Annotated in this window: 12 protein-coding genes; 4 read left to right on the top strand and 8 right to left on the bottom strand. The window is 56.0% G+C overall.

All coding sequences use genetic code 11. The features are described 5' to 3' along the window. Positions 1-168: 168 nt before the first annotated feature. Positions 169-876: a FadR/GntR family transcriptional regulator gene (locus IM290_RS05170; protein ID WP_003862405.1), complete on the top strand. Its 708-nt coding sequence runs from the start codon at positions 169-171 to the stop codon at positions 874-876. Beyond that, on the top strand, positions 873-2306 hold the full coding sequence (gene mdtD / locus IM290_RS05175) for a multidrug transporter subunit MdtD (protein WP_015570156.1): 1434 nt from the start codon (positions 873-875) through the stop codon (positions 2304-2306). The genes IM290_RS05170 and mdtD overlap by 4 nt, the downstream gene beginning before the upstream one ends. Here mdtD and rbsR read toward each other — a convergent pair. The 7 genes from rbsR to kup form a co-directional block, all read right to left on the bottom strand. Next, a complete protein-coding gene (rbsR, locus tag IM290_RS05180) occupies positions 2272-3264 on the bottom strand; it encodes a ribose operon transcriptional repressor RbsR (RefSeq protein ID WP_017694038.1) in 993 nt (330 codons plus the stop codon). The genes mdtD and rbsR overlap by 35 nt on opposite strands. A 3-nt stretch (positions 3265-3267) precedes the next feature. Continuing rightward, complete coding sequence (gene rbsK, locus IM290_RS05185; RefSeq protein ID WP_015570155.1) at positions 3268-4197, bottom strand: ribokinase; 930 nt, start codon at positions 4195-4197, stop codon at positions 3268-3270. Positions 4198-4305: 108 nt separating this feature from the next. Continuing rightward, on the bottom strand, positions 4306-5196 hold the full coding sequence (gene rbsB / locus IM290_RS05190; RefSeq protein ID WP_003862397.1) for a ribose ABC transporter substrate-binding protein RbsB: 891 nt from the start codon (positions 5194-5196) through the stop codon (positions 4306-4308). A gap of 27 nt (positions 5197-5223) precedes the next feature. Beyond that, a complete protein-coding gene (gene rbsC / locus IM290_RS05195; RefSeq protein WP_003862395.1) occupies positions 5224-6189 on the bottom strand; it encodes a ribose ABC transporter permease in 966 nt (321 codons plus the stop codon). A 4-nt stretch (positions 6190-6193) separates the two neighbouring features. After that, positions 6194-7699, bottom strand: coding sequence for a ribose ABC transporter ATP-binding protein RbsA (gene rbsA, locus IM290_RS05200; RefSeq protein WP_015570154.1), 1506 nt, complete (start codon positions 7697-7699; stop codon positions 6194-6196). A gap of 7 nt (positions 7700-7706) precedes the next feature. Beyond that, the gene (gene rbsD, locus IM290_RS05205) at positions 7707-8126 is read right to left on the bottom strand and encodes a D-ribose pyranase (RefSeq protein ID WP_003862392.1); all 420 of its coding nucleotides are present in this window, start codon (positions 8124-8126) and stop codon (positions 7707-7709) included. 214 nt (positions 8127-8340) lie between these two features. Beyond that, entirely contained in the window at positions 8341-10209 is a 1869-nt protein-coding gene (gene kup, locus IM290_RS05210; protein ID WP_006808744.1) for a low affinity potassium transporter Kup, read from the bottom strand. Between the two features lie 222 nt (positions 10210-10431). Here kup and ravA point away from each other — a divergent pair, with 222 nt between their 5' ends. Together ravA and viaA are read left to right on the top strand one after the other, a co-directional pair. Beyond that, positions 10432-11928, top strand: coding sequence for an ATPase RavA (gene ravA, locus IM290_RS05215; protein ID WP_193042608.1), 1497 nt, complete (start codon positions 10432-10434; stop codon positions 11926-11928). Continuing rightward, positions 11922-13373: an ATPase RavA stimulator ViaA gene (viaA, locus tag IM290_RS05220; RefSeq protein WP_193042609.1), complete on the top strand. Its 1452-nt coding sequence runs from the start codon at positions 11922-11924 to the stop codon at positions 13371-13373. The genes ravA and viaA overlap by 7 nt, the downstream gene beginning before the upstream one ends. On the opposite strand, the gene asnA is transcribed toward viaA, so the two are convergent. Continuing rightward, positions 13374-14366: an aspartate--ammonia ligase gene (gene asnA, locus IM290_RS05225; protein ID WP_003862385.1), complete on the bottom strand. Its 993-nt coding sequence runs from the start codon at positions 14364-14366 to the stop codon at positions 13374-13376. It lies immediately after the preceding gene. Between the last annotated feature and the right edge of the window lie 43 nt (positions 14367-14409).

A 14409-nucleotide genomic window follows, 5' to 3' on the forward strand; every position in this document is an offset into this window, starting at 1 on the left:
AGTTCTTCTGAAGTGACAAGAGGAAATTTAAAAAAAGTTTCTGACCGTGTTTTTTTTCACCAAAAGCGATGAGTTCAAGCTACAAATTGTTCTATTTGATGTATCTGCAACCACAATCACACCTGAGATGGCATAATTAACCGCATCAATATTTAAGGAATAAAAGCGATGCCATTAAGCGCACAACAGCTGGCAGCTCAAAAAAACCTGTCCTATGTGCTGGCAGAGAAACTGGCGCAGCTGATCTTAGCGGGTAAATATGCTCCAGGTAGCATCCTGCCAAGCGAGATGGAGCTGGGAGATCAGTTTGGCGTTAGCCGTACCGCCGTTCGCGAAGCGGTAAAAACATTAACGGCGAAAGGGATGGTGCTTCCACGCCCGCGCATTGGCACCCGCGTTATGCCTCAGGGAAACTGGAACTTTCTCGATCAGGAGTTACTCACCTGGTGGATGACCGAAGATAACTTTAATCAGGTCGTCGATCACTTTCTGGTCATGCGCAGCAGTCTTGAGCCTCAGGCCTGCCTGCTTGCCGCCACGCTCGGCACAGCCGAGCAAAAAGCGCAGCTCAATACTTTGATGGAAGAGATGGTGGATCTGAAAAAGCACTTTAACCGCGAGCGCTGGATAGCGGTCGATATGGCCTGGCATGAACATATCTATAATATGAGCGGAAATCCTTTCCTGACCTCCTTTGCTTCTTTATTCCATTCTGTGTACCACACTTACTTTACCTCTATCACGCAGGATGAGGTGGTGAAGCTGGATCTGCATCAGGCGATAGTCGATGCCATTCAGGAGAGCGACGGGCAGCGAGCCCTGAGTGCGTGCCAGGCGTTGCTGGCCGCGCCAACCCACCAGCAGGTAAATAAATGACAGAGAAAAAAGCACGCAGTATGGCCGGACTGCCGTGGATTGCAGCCATGGCGTTCTTTATGCAGGCACTGGATGCCACTATCCTCAATACCGCCCTTCCCGCCATAGCCCAAAGCCTTAACCGCTCCCCGCTGGCGATGCAATCCGCCATCATCAGCTACACCCTGACAGTGGCGATGCTTATTCCGGTCAGCGGCTGGCTAGCCGATCGTTTTGGCACACGCAAAGTGTTCATGCTGGCGGTGACGCTGTTCACGCTCGGTTCTCTGGCTTGCGCCCTCTCCACCTCGCTGACGGAACTGGTTATCTTCCGCGTTCTACAGGGGATAGGCGGCGCGATGATGATGCCCGTCGCGCGTCTGGCGTTATTACGCGCCTATCCGCGCAGCGAACTGCTCCCGGTGCTCAACTTTGTGACTATGCCGGGGCTGGTCGGCCCGATACTTGGCCCGGTTCTCGGCGGCGTACTGGTGACCTGGGCTAGCTGGCACTGGATCTTCCTGATTAATATTCCGATTGGTGTGGCAGGGCTGATTTATGCCCGCAAATATATGCCGAACTTCACCACGCCAAGACGCAGCTTCGATATGGGTGGTTTCTTCCTGTTTGGCCTGAGCCTGGTCCTGTTCTCCAGCGGGATGGAGCTGTTTGGCGAGAAAATCGTAGCGACGTGGCTGGCACTGGCCGTCATCCTCAGCGGTATTCTGCTGTTCCTTCTATATATACGTCATGCGCGTCGCCATCCGACACCGCTTATCTCTTTATCTCTGTTTAACACCCGAACGTTCTCCGTCGGGATCGCGGGCAATATTGCCTCGCGTCTGGGCACGGGCTGCGTACCGTTCCTGATGCCGCTGATGCTCCAGGTCGGTTTCGGCTATCCGGCCCTGATTGCTGGCTGCATGATGGCGCCCACGGCGATGGGCTCGATTCTGGCAAAATCGACGGTCACGCAGGTGCTGCGCTGGTTTGGCTATCGTAAGACGCTGGTTGGCGTGACGATCTTTATCGGATTGATGATTGCGCAGTTCTCCCTGCAATCTGCGGCGTTACCAATCTGGATGCTGATCCTGCCGCTGTTTGTGCTGGGTATGGCCATGTCGACGCAGTTTACGTCGATGAACACCATCACCCTTGCGGACCTCACCGACGAGAATGCCAGCAGCGGCAACAGCGTACTGGCGGTCACTCAACAGCTGTCGATCAGCCTCGGGGTTGCCGTGAGCGCGGCGGTACTGCGGTTTTATGAAGGGTTCGAGGGAACCAATACCGTTGAGCAGTTCCACTATACCTTTATCACTATGGGCGCGCTTACCGTGGTATCGGCGGTGGTCTTTATGTTGTTAAAACCAAAAGACGGCCGGAACCTGATTAAAGAGCGTCACAAAGAGAAGGCTAAACCGAACCGCGTTCCATCAGAACAGGAGTAAGCTGCAAACGTTGCTGTTGCAGCGTGGGCTGGGCCATGCGGTGGATCAACACATCGATGGCCAGCTCGCCCAGTTCATCCTTCGGCTGATGGATGGTGGTCAGTGGGGGCGTCATGTAGCGCGCCAGTTCGATATCATCGTAACCGACGATCGCCATGTCGTCCGGAACACGTAATCCCGCCTGATACAGCGCCTGATAAGCTCCGAATGCCATCGCATCGTTACCGATAAACACCGCCTGCGGGCGCAGCTCTTGCGCCAGCAGTTTCTGCATTGCTTCAAATCCACCGTTAAATTCGAAATCGCCGGTGATGCGATAGCCATCAGGAATGGCAAGCCCCGCCCGTTCCATGGCCGAAAGATAGCCTTCCAGACGCAGGCGCGCCGGGGTTTTATCCAGCGGGCCGGTAATACAGGCAATGCGGGTATGACCTTTATCGATCAGATGCTGAGTCGCCATATCGCCACCCAGCAGCGAGTTATCCTGGATTAGATCGCTGGTGCCGTCGAACGGCGCCCAGTCCATCATCACCGTGGGAATAGAAGGGTAACGCTGGATGATCTCTTTCGAAGGTTGATGCGTTTCGGTACAGAGCAGCAGCAGCCCGTCGACGCGTTTTTGCATCAGCGTTTCCAGGTTACGGTTCATGCGCTGCTCATCGCCTTCGGTATTGCACAGCACCAGGCTGTAGCCGCGCTCGAAGCAGCTGCGCTCCACGCCGCGCACCAGTTCAGAATAAAAAGGGTTGGTACTGGCCGTGATCAGCATGCCGATGGTGCGCGTCTGGTTGAGCTTCAGGCTGCGGGCCAGCGCAGACGGCGCATAGTTGAGTTCTTTAATTGCAGCGTCAACTTTCTCCCGAATCGCCTCGCTGACGAAGCGATCGTTATTGATTACGTGGGAGACAGTCGAGGTAGAAACGCCCGCCATACGGGCGACATCTTTCATTGTGGCCAAGCGTTACCCCTGCTGACTTAAGAATTCATCAATCTCTTTACGCCATGGAACAGAAGGCTGAGCGCCTTTACGCGTCACCGCAATCGCAGCGGCGGCATGCGCGAAGCGGATCGCGTCATCCATTGCTTTTCCTTCCAGCAGCGCCGTTACCAGTGCACCGTTGAAGGTGTCTCCTGCGGCGATGGTATCAATGGCTTTGACCTTAAAGCCCGGTACGCGACGGCCTTCGCCATTGACGCTAGCCCACACCCCACGGCTGCCGAGGGTGATGATTACGGTGCCGATGCCTTTTTCATGCAGTGCAAGCGCGGCACGCGCGGCATCGTCATCATTTTCGACACGGATACCCGTCAGCTTTTCCGCTTCGGTTTCGTTCGGGGTGATGATATCCACCAGCGCCAGCAGCTCGTCTGATAATACACGGGCAGGCGCAGGGTTAAGTACGACAGACGTATGATTTTCATGCGCAATTTTCGCGGCGGCCAGCACGCTTTCAACCGGTGACTCCAGCTGCATCAGCAGGGCTTCCGCTCCGGCGATGATTCCACGCTGCGCTTCGACGCGTTCAGTCGTTAACGCGGCATTAGCCCCTGCATGAATACCGATGACATTCTCACCTTCCGCATTGACGAAAATCAGCGCCACGCCGGTAGATTCCCCTGCAACCACGCTGACGGGTGCAATGTCGATGTTGTCGCTTGCCAGCTGTTTGCGTACGCGCTCGCCGGTATCGTCATCACCCGTACAGGCGATAAACGCGATATTCGCCCCGCTGCGTCCGGCGGCAACCGCCTGGTTTGCGCCCTTACCGCCGAACGCCACCTGATACTGATTGCCAGTGACGGTTTCGCCCGGAGTGGGGAACGTTTCAAGGTTAAGAATGTGATCGGCATTGATACTGCCAAGGACGACGAGGTTGCCTGCGGTTTTCATGTATTGAGGTGTCCATCTGAGAGCGCCACCGGTCTTACCCGGTGGCGTATGCCACACTTTTCTTTTATTTGGTGTCCCTCAGGCAGCCAGCGACTGCCTGAATCGCCTTTACTGCTTAATGACCAGTTTCAGGTCAACAGGATATTTGGCCTGAACTTTTTCGCCCTTCAGCACTTTATCGGCAGTTTGCACGCCAGTCGCGCCAATCTGCTCAGGCAGCTGAGCGATGGTCGCAGCCAGTTTGCCATCATTTACTGCTTTTTCACCATCCGGCGTGCCGTCAAATCCGACAACCATCACATCTGATTTACCCGCAGTCTGGAGCGCACGCAGCGCACCGAGCGCCATTTCGTCGTTCTGTGCGAATACCGCCTGCACATCAGGATGCGCGGTCAGCAGGTTCTGCATGACGTTCAGGCCCTTTGTACGGTCGAAGTCTGCCGGCTGGCTCGCCAGCACGTTGAATTTGTGCGCCGCTACAGCCTGCTGGAAGCCTTCACCACGTTCACGGGCTGCGGAAGTCCCGGCGATACCCTGCAACTCGATCACTTTCGCGCCTTCACCTGCTTTCTTCGCGATGTAGTCACCGGCGATTTTACCGCCCAGTACGTTATCAGACGCAATGTGGCTGACCACATCCCCTTTCGTTGCCTGACGGTCAAGGGTGATGACCGGGATCTTCGCCTGGTTTGCCATCTTCACGGCGTTACCGACCGCGTCGGAATCGGTTGGGTTGATCAGCAGGATTTTGGTACCACGAACGGTTAAGTCCTGAACGTTAGCCAGCTCTTTCGCCGGGTTGTTCTGAGAATCCAGCACCACCAGGTTGTAGCCCAGTTTATCTGCTTCTTTCTGCGCGCCATCCTTCAGAGAGACGAAGAACGGGTTGTTCAGGGTAGAGACAACCAGCGCGATGGTGTCCTTCGCCATGGCGTTAGCACTTACGGTTGCGCTCAGCGCGACAGCAGAAACCAGGGTAGCCAGTTTTTTCATGTTCATATCTAAGATGTCCTGTAGTGTCGTCAGTTACTGTTTTTTGTTGTCTACCAGTACCGCCAGCAAAATCACCACTGCCTTAACGATCATCTGGTAATAGGAGGAAACACCTAACAAATTCAAACCATTATTCAGGAAACCGAGGATCAGTGCGCCGATCAATGTCCCAACAATGCGACCTTTACCACCCGCAAGGCTCGTACCGCCCAGAACCACTGCCGCGATGGCATCCAGCTCATAGCCCGTACCCGCCGTTGGCTGCGCGGAAGAGAGGCGCGCCACTTCGATGATGCCCGCCAGAGACGCCAGCAGGCCGCACAGGGAGTAAACGATAATTTTGACTTTATTAACGCTGATACCGGACAGGCGCGTTGCCGCTTCGTTACCGCCCAGCGCATAGATATAACGACCCAGACGGGTATGGTGCAGCATGTACCATGCCGCCAGGAAGACGATAGCCATGATCCAGACCGGGGTCGGGACACCCAGCGGGCGACCGATACCGAACCAGCCAAACAGATCGGCGTTATCGGTAAAACCGGTATTAATCGGGCTACCGTTGGTGTACACCATGGTCACACCGCGCAGCAGCAGCATCATCACCAGCGTGGCGATGAATGCCTGAACGCGACCTTTCGCCACAATCACGCCGGTTACGGCGCCAATTGCCGCACCTGCCGCCAGGGCAGCGGCAACGGCCACCAGCGCGTTGACCTCAATACCAACAATCGACGCGGCGATCGCGCCGGTGAGGGCCAGCAGGGAACCGACGGACAGATCGATACCCGAGGTCAAAATCACCAGCGTCATCCCCACCGCCATAATGGCGTTGACGGAGGTCTGCTGAAGAATGTTGAACAGGTTATTGACGGTAAAAAAGTTGGGGCTCATGGTCGAGACAATCGCGATCAGCACCAGCAGGGCAATCAGCGATTTTTGTTCCATCAGCCATGCCTTTGTGAAATAGCGGCGACCAGAAACAGCCTGGGTAGTCATCTTCTTACTCCTGATTCACGCGATTAAGCTTGCCCACAGCGGCAGCCATCAGAACTTCCTGGGTGGCCTGCTCGCGAGTGAATTCACCGCCGAGATGCCCTTCATGCATGACGATAATGCGATCGCTCATGCCTAATACCTCTGGCATCTCGGAAGAGACCAGAATGATGCTCAGACCGTCGGCCTTGAACTGGTTAATCAGCTGATAGATCTCTTTCTTCGCGCCCACGTCCACGCCGCGGGTAGGTTCATCAAGGATCAACACTTTCGGGCGCGTCATCAGCCCGCGGGCAATCGCCACTTTCTGCTGATTCCCGCCGGACAACAGGCCAATCGCCTGCTCCATCGATGGGGTTTTAACGTTAAAGAGACGGATAAAATCGCTGACCGCCTGCTGCTCATCTTTGTGTTTCAGGCTGCCGCCGCTGCGGCTGAAATAGCCTAGCGCCGTCAGGGACATGTTCTCTTTCACCGACATGCCCAGCACTAAGCCGTCGCGCTTACGGTCTTCGGAAATATAGACAATGCCGTTCGCCAGGCCATCCTGCGGCGAGCGGGTGACCACCTCATGGCCGTCAAGGGTAACGTAGCCGCTGGTGCGCGGCAGTGCGCCATAGAGCACTTTCATCAGTTCGGTGCGCCCCGCGCCCATCAGGCCCGCGACGCCAAGGATCTCGCCCTTGCGCAGGGTAAAGGAGACGTCATTCACGCCCGGCCCGCAGAGATTATCCACCTTCAGGCGGATTTCTCCCGGCGCTTTCTCCAGATGCGGATACTGATCTTCGAGCTTACGTCCCACCATCATTTCAATCAGGGTATCTTCGGTCAGGGTTGCCACTTCGCGCTCGGCAATAAACTGCCCGTCGCGAAAGACGGTGACGTCGTCGCAGATCTCGAAGATCTCTTTCATGCGGTGTGAGATATAGACAATGCCGCGGCCCTGGGATTTCAGCTCACGGATCACGCGGAACAGGGATTCGGTTTCGGTATCGGTCAGGGCGTCGGTCGGTTCATCCATAATGATGACCTTCGACTCGAAGCTCAGCACCTTCGCGATTTCCACCATCTGCTGATCGCCGATGGAAAGGTCGCCCACCAGTCGGTCGCTCTTAAAGCGCAGATTCAGCTTCGCCAGCAGTTTGTCCGCTTCGGCATACATGGTTTTCCAGTCGATTTTGCCAAACCGGTTCACGAACTCACGGCCGAGGAAGATGTTCTCCGCAATGGTGAGCTGCGGGATCAGGTTCAACTCCTGGTGGATGATGCCGATGCCCGCTTCCTGAGAGGATTTCGGGCCGTTGAAGGTGGTCTCTTTACCCAGCCACAGCAGCGAACCGGCATCGCGTTGGTAGATACCGGTCAGCACTTTCATCATGGTGGATTTGCCGGCGCCGTTTTCGCCCACCAGCGCCATGACGCGCCCGGAATAGACGTTCAGCGCCGCACCGGAGAGGGCTTTTACGCCCGGGAACGACTTATCGATCCCTTTGAGTTGCAGTAATGCGTCCATGATGGCCTCAGAAGGTGACGCCAGCACAGAGAATGATATTCGCATACGGGGAGCACTCCCCGCTGCGAATCACCGCCTGACTGTCTGCGGTTTGTTGTTTGAACTGCTCGTGCGTTGTGTAACGAATTTCTATGGTGTTTCCCTGGTGCTGTTGCAGTTGCTCAATGTGGCTGAGCAACGTTTCGTGGAGTTGCGGATTATGTTGTTTGATTTCCGCCGCGAGAATGGCCGCCTCAACCTGCATCTCCGCGGTGACCACTTCCAGTACCTGCATGAACGAGGGTACGCCCTGCGTTAACGCCATATCGATACGGGTTGTGCTGCGCGGAACCGGTAAGCCTGCATCGCAAACCACCAGCGTATCGGTATGCCCAAGACGGGAAATCACCGATGAGATTTCTGAGTTGAGTACTGTGCCTTTCTTCATTTTTTGCTCCACTAGCGAAACGTTTCGCTAAAAACAGTGTAGCCGCAGAAGTGTTCAGAAAACCATCATGACGTAACGGATTTGTGATCAACGTCGAAACGTTTCGCTAAGTGAAATGCAATAGAGGAAAATTGCCCGGCGGCGCTACGCTTGCGCGGGCCTACGGGTCTGGTAGGCCGGGTAAGCGCAGCGCCACCCGGCATATTCAGAAGGGTTAAATCTCGACCTGCGTCCCCAGCTCAATCACGCGGTTAGGCGGGATCTCAAACTGGTCAGGCGCACGCAGGGCGTTACGTTGCAGAATGAGATACAGCTTGCCGCGCAGGCGCAGATACCATGGGCGCTTGCCGATGATCAGCGACTCGTGGGACATAAAGAACGACGTCTCCATCATGCGGCAACTCAGGCCTTCCAGACCGCAGCGGTGGAACACCTCTTCCACGTTCGGCGTTTCGCGCCAGCCGTAGCTTGCCACCACGCGCCAGAAGGTTGGCGATAGCTGTTCAATCTGTACGCGACGCACGTTGTGAACGTACGGCGCATCTTCGGTACGCAGCGTCAGCAGGATCACGCGCTCGTGCAGCACTTTGTTGTGCTTGAGGTTATGCATCAGCGCAAACGGGATTACGTTCAGCGCGCGAGACATATACACCGCCGTGCCCGGCACGCGCACCGGTGGGGATTTCTCCAGCGAGGCGATCATCGCCTCCAGAGAGTTACCGTGCTCGTGCATACGACGCAGCAGGCGGAAACGTTCGCTCTTCCACGTCGTCATCACAATAAACATCACCAGACCCAGCGTCAGCGGCAGCCAGCCGCCGGAGACAATCTTGTCGAGGTTCGCAGAGAACAGCGGCACGTCGATGCAGAGGAAGCCAACCAGGATCAGCCCCACGAGGAACTTATTCCAGTGCCAGTTACGGTACGCCACGGTGGTGGAGAGAATAGAGGTCAACACCATCGTTCCTGTTACCGCGATACCGTACGCCGCCGCCAGATTACTGGAGTGCTCAAAGCTGACGATAACAATCACCACCGCGAAATAGAGCAGCCAGTTGACGAACGGAATGTAGATCTGGCCAGACTCCATCTCCGAGGTATGGATAATGCGCATTGGGGAGAGATAACCCAAACGCACGGCCTGACGCGTCAGGGAGAATACGCCGGAAATGACAGCCTGAGAGGCAATGACCGTCGCCAGCGTCGCCAGGATCAGCATCGGAACCAGCGCCCAGTCCGGCGCCAGCAGGAAGAACGGGTTTTTAATCGCTTCAGGGTGTGCAAGCAGCAGCGCGCCCTGACCGAAGTAATTCAGCACCAGTGAAGGCAAGACCACGCTAAACCAGGCGACGCGAATAGGGAGTTTCCCGAAGTGGCCCATATCCGCATACAGCGCTTCAACACCGGTAATGGAAAGCACCACCGCGCCCAGCGCCACAAACGACACCACTTTATATTCAAGGAAGAAATGCACCGCCCACATTGGGTTCAGCGCGTGCAGGACATCCGGGTTGGCGATAATACTGCGTAAGCCCAGCGCCGCCAGGATCAGGAACCAGGCCAGCATAATAGGCGCGAACAGCTTACCCACCAGCCCGGTACCGTGTTTTTGTATGGCAAACAGCAACGTCAGCACAATAATAGCGAGTGGCACCACCCACGTATCAAGCTGTGGCGCGACAATCTCCAGCCCCTCTATGGCCGACATTACAGAAATCGCCGGCGTAATCACGACTTCTCCATAGAAGAAGCTGCCGCCAATCAGGCCGATGATGACCAGCACGGAGGTCATTCTTGCGGACGTATTGCGCCCGGCAAGGGACATCAGGGTCAGAATACCGCCCTCGCCCGCGTTATCAGCCCGCATTACGAAAGAGAGATACTTAAGGGAGACCACCAGGATCAGCAGCCAGAAAATGAGCGAGAGGAAACCAAATACGGCGTCACGCTCTACACCAAAACCAAACTGACCGGACAGACATTCACGAAGCGTATAAAGCGGGCTGGTGCCGATATCACCGTAGACAACCCCGATCGCCGCAAGCGTTACTGCGGGTAATGATTGCTTATTATCAGTGCTCATAGACTAGTCTTTTCGTTTGAATAACAAATGTGTGCTTAGTCCCTTGGCCCACAAAAAGCGCACAGTATGCACGATTCAATGCAAAATCGTACCCCTAAATGCAGCCGCATTAATGTAGCGCAAAGAAAATAGCGCCGCACTTCAGCCTATTACCAGGCCAGACCGAAACGTCTATACTCGCTTCAATTAGCCGCCACGACGGCGAAAGGATGCAAAACTATTATGGCTCACTCACATTTATTAGCAGAAAGAATTTCCCGCCTCAGCAGTGCGCTGGAGAAAGGCCTTTACGAGCGTAGCCACGCCATTCGCCTCTGTTTACTGGCGGCGCTGAGTGGGGAAAGCGTATTTCTGCTGGGCCCGCCGGGCATTGCCAAAAGTCTGATCGCACGCCGCCTCAAATTCGCTTTCCAGAACGCGCGCGCATTCGAGTATTTGATGACGCGCTTCTCCACGCCGGAAGAAGTTTTCGGCCCACTCTCCATTCAGGCGTTAAAAGATGAGGGACGCTATGAACGTCTGACGGCGGGCTATCTCCCGGAAGCGGAAATCGTCTTTCTTGATGAGATCTGGAAAGCCGGCCCGGCCATTCTGAATACCCTGCTGACGGCAATTAACGAACGCCGCTTCCGCAACGGCGCCAGCGAAGAGAAGATCCCCATGCGCCTGCTGGTGGCCGCGTCTAACGAATTGCCCGAAGCCGACAGCAGCCTGGAAGCACTGTATGACCGTATGCTGATCCGCCTGTGGCTGGATAAAGTCCAGGATAAATCAAACTTCCGTTCCATGCTGGTAAGCCAGCAGGATGAAAACGAAAACCCGGTGGCAGCGTCATTGCAGGTCACGGACGAGGAATACCACCAGTGGCAGGAGGAGATCGGCAAGATAAAACTGCCCGATCCCGTTTTTGAGCTGATCTTCATGCTGCGCCAGCAGCTTGATTTGCTGCCTTCCGCGCCGTACGTCTCCGATCGTCGCTGGAAAAAAGCCATTCGCCTGCTCCAGGCAAGCGCGCTGTTTAGCGGCCGCGATGCTGTCGCTCCAATCGATCTTATCCTGCTGAAAGACTGTCTGTGGCATGACGCAGAAGGGATGAATATGATGCAGCAGCAGCTGGACGTTTTGATGACCGGACACGCGTGGGGTCAGCAATCCATGCTTAATCAACTGGGCGCGATTGCCCAACGTCGCCTTCAGCTCCAGCAGCAGCAAAGTGATAAAACCGCGCTGAAGGTGAACCGTCTTGGCGGGATGTTTGCCCGTAAACCGCACTACGAACTGCCCGCCGGGCTGACTGACGCCTCGCTCACGCTTCTTCTTCAGCAACCGCTGAAGCTTCATGATATGCAGGTTGTGCACGTGACGATCGAACGCGTTGCGCTGGTTCAGTGGCTGGATAAGGGCGGTGAGATCCGCGGTAAACTCAACGGTATCGGCTTTGCACAGCCGCTGACGATGGAAGTCGACAGCAGCCAGCACCTTGTGATCCGCGACGTCAGCCTTCAGGGATCGCGCCTGGCGCTGCCGGGCACGGCCTCCGATACTCTTCCGGAGGAGATCAAACAGCAGCTCGAAGCGCTGGATAACGAATGGCATCAGCAGCACACGCGCTTCAGCGAGCAGCAGAAATGCCTCTTTATCCATAGCGACTGGTTAGGTCGCATTGAAGCCAGCTTGCAGGATGTCAGCGCGCAGATCAAACAGGCGCGTCAATGCTAACGCTGGACACGCTTAACGTCATGCTGGCGGTTAGCGAGGAAGGGTTGATCGAAGAGGTCGTCATTACCCTGCTCGCTTCACCGCAGCTGGCGGCCTTCTTTGAAAAATTCCCGAAGCTCCGAAAAGCAATGACGGACGATCTTCCCCGCTGGCGCGATAACCTGCGCCAGCGGTTTAAGGAGACGGAAGTCCCGCCGGAACTGACAGAGGAAGTGGCTGGTTACCAGCAGTGCCAGCGGCTTTCAACGCCGCAGTTTATTGCCCGGCTACAGCAAACCCTGACGCTGCTTGATAACGTTCACTCCCCGTTTGCCAGCCAGGCCAGAGCGCTGGTCACGGATAACCCCAGCTTCACTCCCGCCCTGCATACGCTGTTTTTACAGCGCTGGCGACTGAGCCTTGTGGTCCAGGCCACGGCCCTTAATCAGCAGTTGCTGGACGAAGAGCGCGAACAGTTGCTCAGTGAAGTCCAGGAGCGAATGACCCTGAGCGGCCAGTTAGAACAGGTGCTGGTGGAGAATGAAAACGCCGCCGGTCGACTCTGGGATATGAGTGCCGGCCAGTTAAAGCGGGGCGATTATCAGCTGATCGTGAAGTACGGCGACTTTCTGGCACAACAGCCGGAGCTGATGAAGCTCGCAGAACAGCTCGGCCGCTCCCGGGAGGCCCGGTCGGTCCCAAAGAAAGATGCGCCGATGGAGACCTTTCGTACGCTGGTACGTGAACCCTCCACCGTACCGGAGCAGGTGGACGGGCTACAGCAAAGCGATGACATCCTGCGCCTGCTGCCTACGGAACTCAGCACGCTGGGCATGACCGAACTGGAGTATGAGTTTTATCGTCGGCTGGTGGAAAAACAGCTCATTACCTATCGACTGCATGGCGAAGCCTGGCGCGAGAAGATCAGCCAGCGTCCGGTGGTACACCAGGATTTTGATGAGCAACCGCGCGGCCCATTCATTGTTTGCGTCGATACGTCTGGATCGATGGGGGGCTTTAATGAACAGTGTGCAAAAGCGTTCTGCCTGGCTCTGATGCGCGTGGCGCTTGCCGATCGTCGTCGCTGCTACATCATGCTCTTTTCCAGCGAAGTTGTTGGGTATGAACTGACCAGCCCACAGGGGCTGGAGCAGGCGATCCGCTTTTTAAGCCAGCGCTTTCGCGGCGGCACCGATCTGGCCAGCTGTTTTCGCAGCATCATTGAGCGCATGCAGGGCGGTGACTGGTACGACGCGGATGCGGTGGTGATTTCCGATTTTATTGCCCAGCGGCTGCCGGACGACGTCGTGAATAAAGTGAAGGAGATGCAGCGCGTGCACCAGCACCGTTTCCATGCCGTGGCGATGTCTGCACATGGAAAACCCGGCATCATGCGCATCTTCGATCACATCTGGCGCTTTGATACCGGGTTGCGTAGCCGCCTGCTCAGACGCTGGCGACGTTAATTAAAGAAGAGAACCGACGCTCTCACGTACCTGCTGCGGCCACACCCCACACTGCACCTGACCAATGTGAGACAGTTGCAGCAGCAGCATGGTCAGACGAGACTGGCCAATACCACCGCCGATGGTCTGCGGCATTTCACCGCGCAGCAGTGCCTGGTGCCACTCCAGTTGCAGACGATCTTCATCACCGGTCACGGCCAGCTGACGCTTCAGTGCTTCAGCATCCACGCGGATCCCCATCGAAGAGAGTTCAAACGCATCTTCCAGAACCGGGTTCCAGACCAGAATATCGCCGTTCAGACCGGCATATTCGCTTTCGCCCACGGTGCTCCAGTCATCGTAATCCGGCGCACGGACGTCGTGACGTTTACCATCAGACAATTTCCCGCCAATGCCGATAAGGAATACCGCGCCCAGCTCTTTGGCGATCGCGCGTTCACGGCCTTTGGCATCCAGATCCGGGAAACGGCTCAGCAATTCCTGACTGTGAACAAAGTGGATCGTTTCCGGCAGGAACGGTGCCAGACCAAACTCTTTGCTCACGGCCGCTTCGGTTGCTTTGATCCCGGCGTAGATCGCCTCAACGGTGGATTTCAGCGTACCGACGTGACGCTCGCCATCTCCCATTACGCGCTCCCAGTCCCACTGGTCAACGTAGACAGAGTGAATCGGGGAAAGGCGGTCTTCATCGGGGCGAAGGGCTTTCATGTGCGTGTAAAGCCCTTCGCCCGCGCTGAAGTCGTGTTGTCCCAGGGTTTGACGCTTCCACTTCGCCAGGGAATGAACCACTTCGAACTGGGCGTCTGGCAGTGTTTTCACTTTTACCTGTACCGCTTTTTCGCAACCAGACAAGTTATCCTGCGTCCCGTCACCCACGCGGCTCAGAATCGGCGCCTGAACTTCAATAAGGCCAAGCTTCTCTTCCAGCTGGCGGGAAAAATGGGATTTTACGAAACTGATCTGGCGTTGTTTTGCGATGTAAGCGGTTTTCATTATTTATACTCCTGCGTCCTGTTGATACTGATTAAGCAACAGA

It is taken from the genome of Enterobacter cloacae complex sp. S1, assembly GCF_014930525.1.
GTDB classification, from domain to species: domain Bacteria; phylum Pseudomonadota; class Gammaproteobacteria; order Enterobacterales; family Enterobacteriaceae; genus Enterobacter; species Enterobacter hormaechei_C.

What these genes read in the sequence shown, in the direction of transcription:
- rbsK (WP_015570155.1), bottom strand. Translation starts at nt 4,197, where the DNA reads ATGAAAACCGCAGGCAACCTCGTCGTCCTTGGCAGTATCAATGCCGAT.
- kup (WP_006808744.1), bottom strand. Translation starts at nt 10,209, where the DNA reads ATGAGCACTGATAATAAGCAATCATTACCCGCAGTAACGCTTGCGGCG.
- rbsC (WP_003862395.1), bottom strand. Translation starts at nt 6,189, where the DNA reads ATGACTACCCAGGCTGTTTCTGGTCGCCGCTATTTCACAAAGGCATGG.
- rbsD (WP_003862392.1), bottom strand. Translation starts at nt 8,126, where the DNA reads ATGAAGAAAGGCACAGTACTCAACTCAGAAATCTCATCGGTGATTTCC.
- ravA (WP_193042608.1), top strand. Translation starts at nt 10,432, where the DNA reads ATGGCTCACTCACATTTATTAGCAGAAAGAATTTCCCGCCTCAGCAGT.
- asnA (WP_003862385.1), bottom strand. Translation starts at nt 14,366, where the DNA reads ATGAAAACCGCTTACATCGCAAAACAACGCCAGATCAGTTTCGTAAAA.
- IM290_RS05170 (WP_003862405.1), top strand. Translation starts at nt 169, where the DNA reads ATGCCATTAAGCGCACAACAGCTGGCAGCTCAAAAAAACCTGTCCTAT.
- mdtD (WP_015570156.1), top strand. Translation starts at nt 873, where the DNA reads ATGACAGAGAAAAAAGCACGCAGTATGGCCGGACTGCCGTGGATTGCA.
- rbsA (WP_015570154.1), bottom strand. Translation starts at nt 7,699, where the DNA reads ATGGACGCATTACTGCAACTCAAAGGGATCGATAAGTCGTTCCCGGGC.
- rbsB (WP_003862397.1), bottom strand. Translation starts at nt 5,196, where the DNA reads ATGAACATGAAAAAACTGGCTACCCTGGTTTCTGCTGTCGCGCTGAGC.
- viaA (WP_193042609.1), top strand. Translation starts at nt 11,922, where the DNA reads ATGCTAACGCTGGACACGCTTAACGTCATGCTGGCGGTTAGCGAGGAA.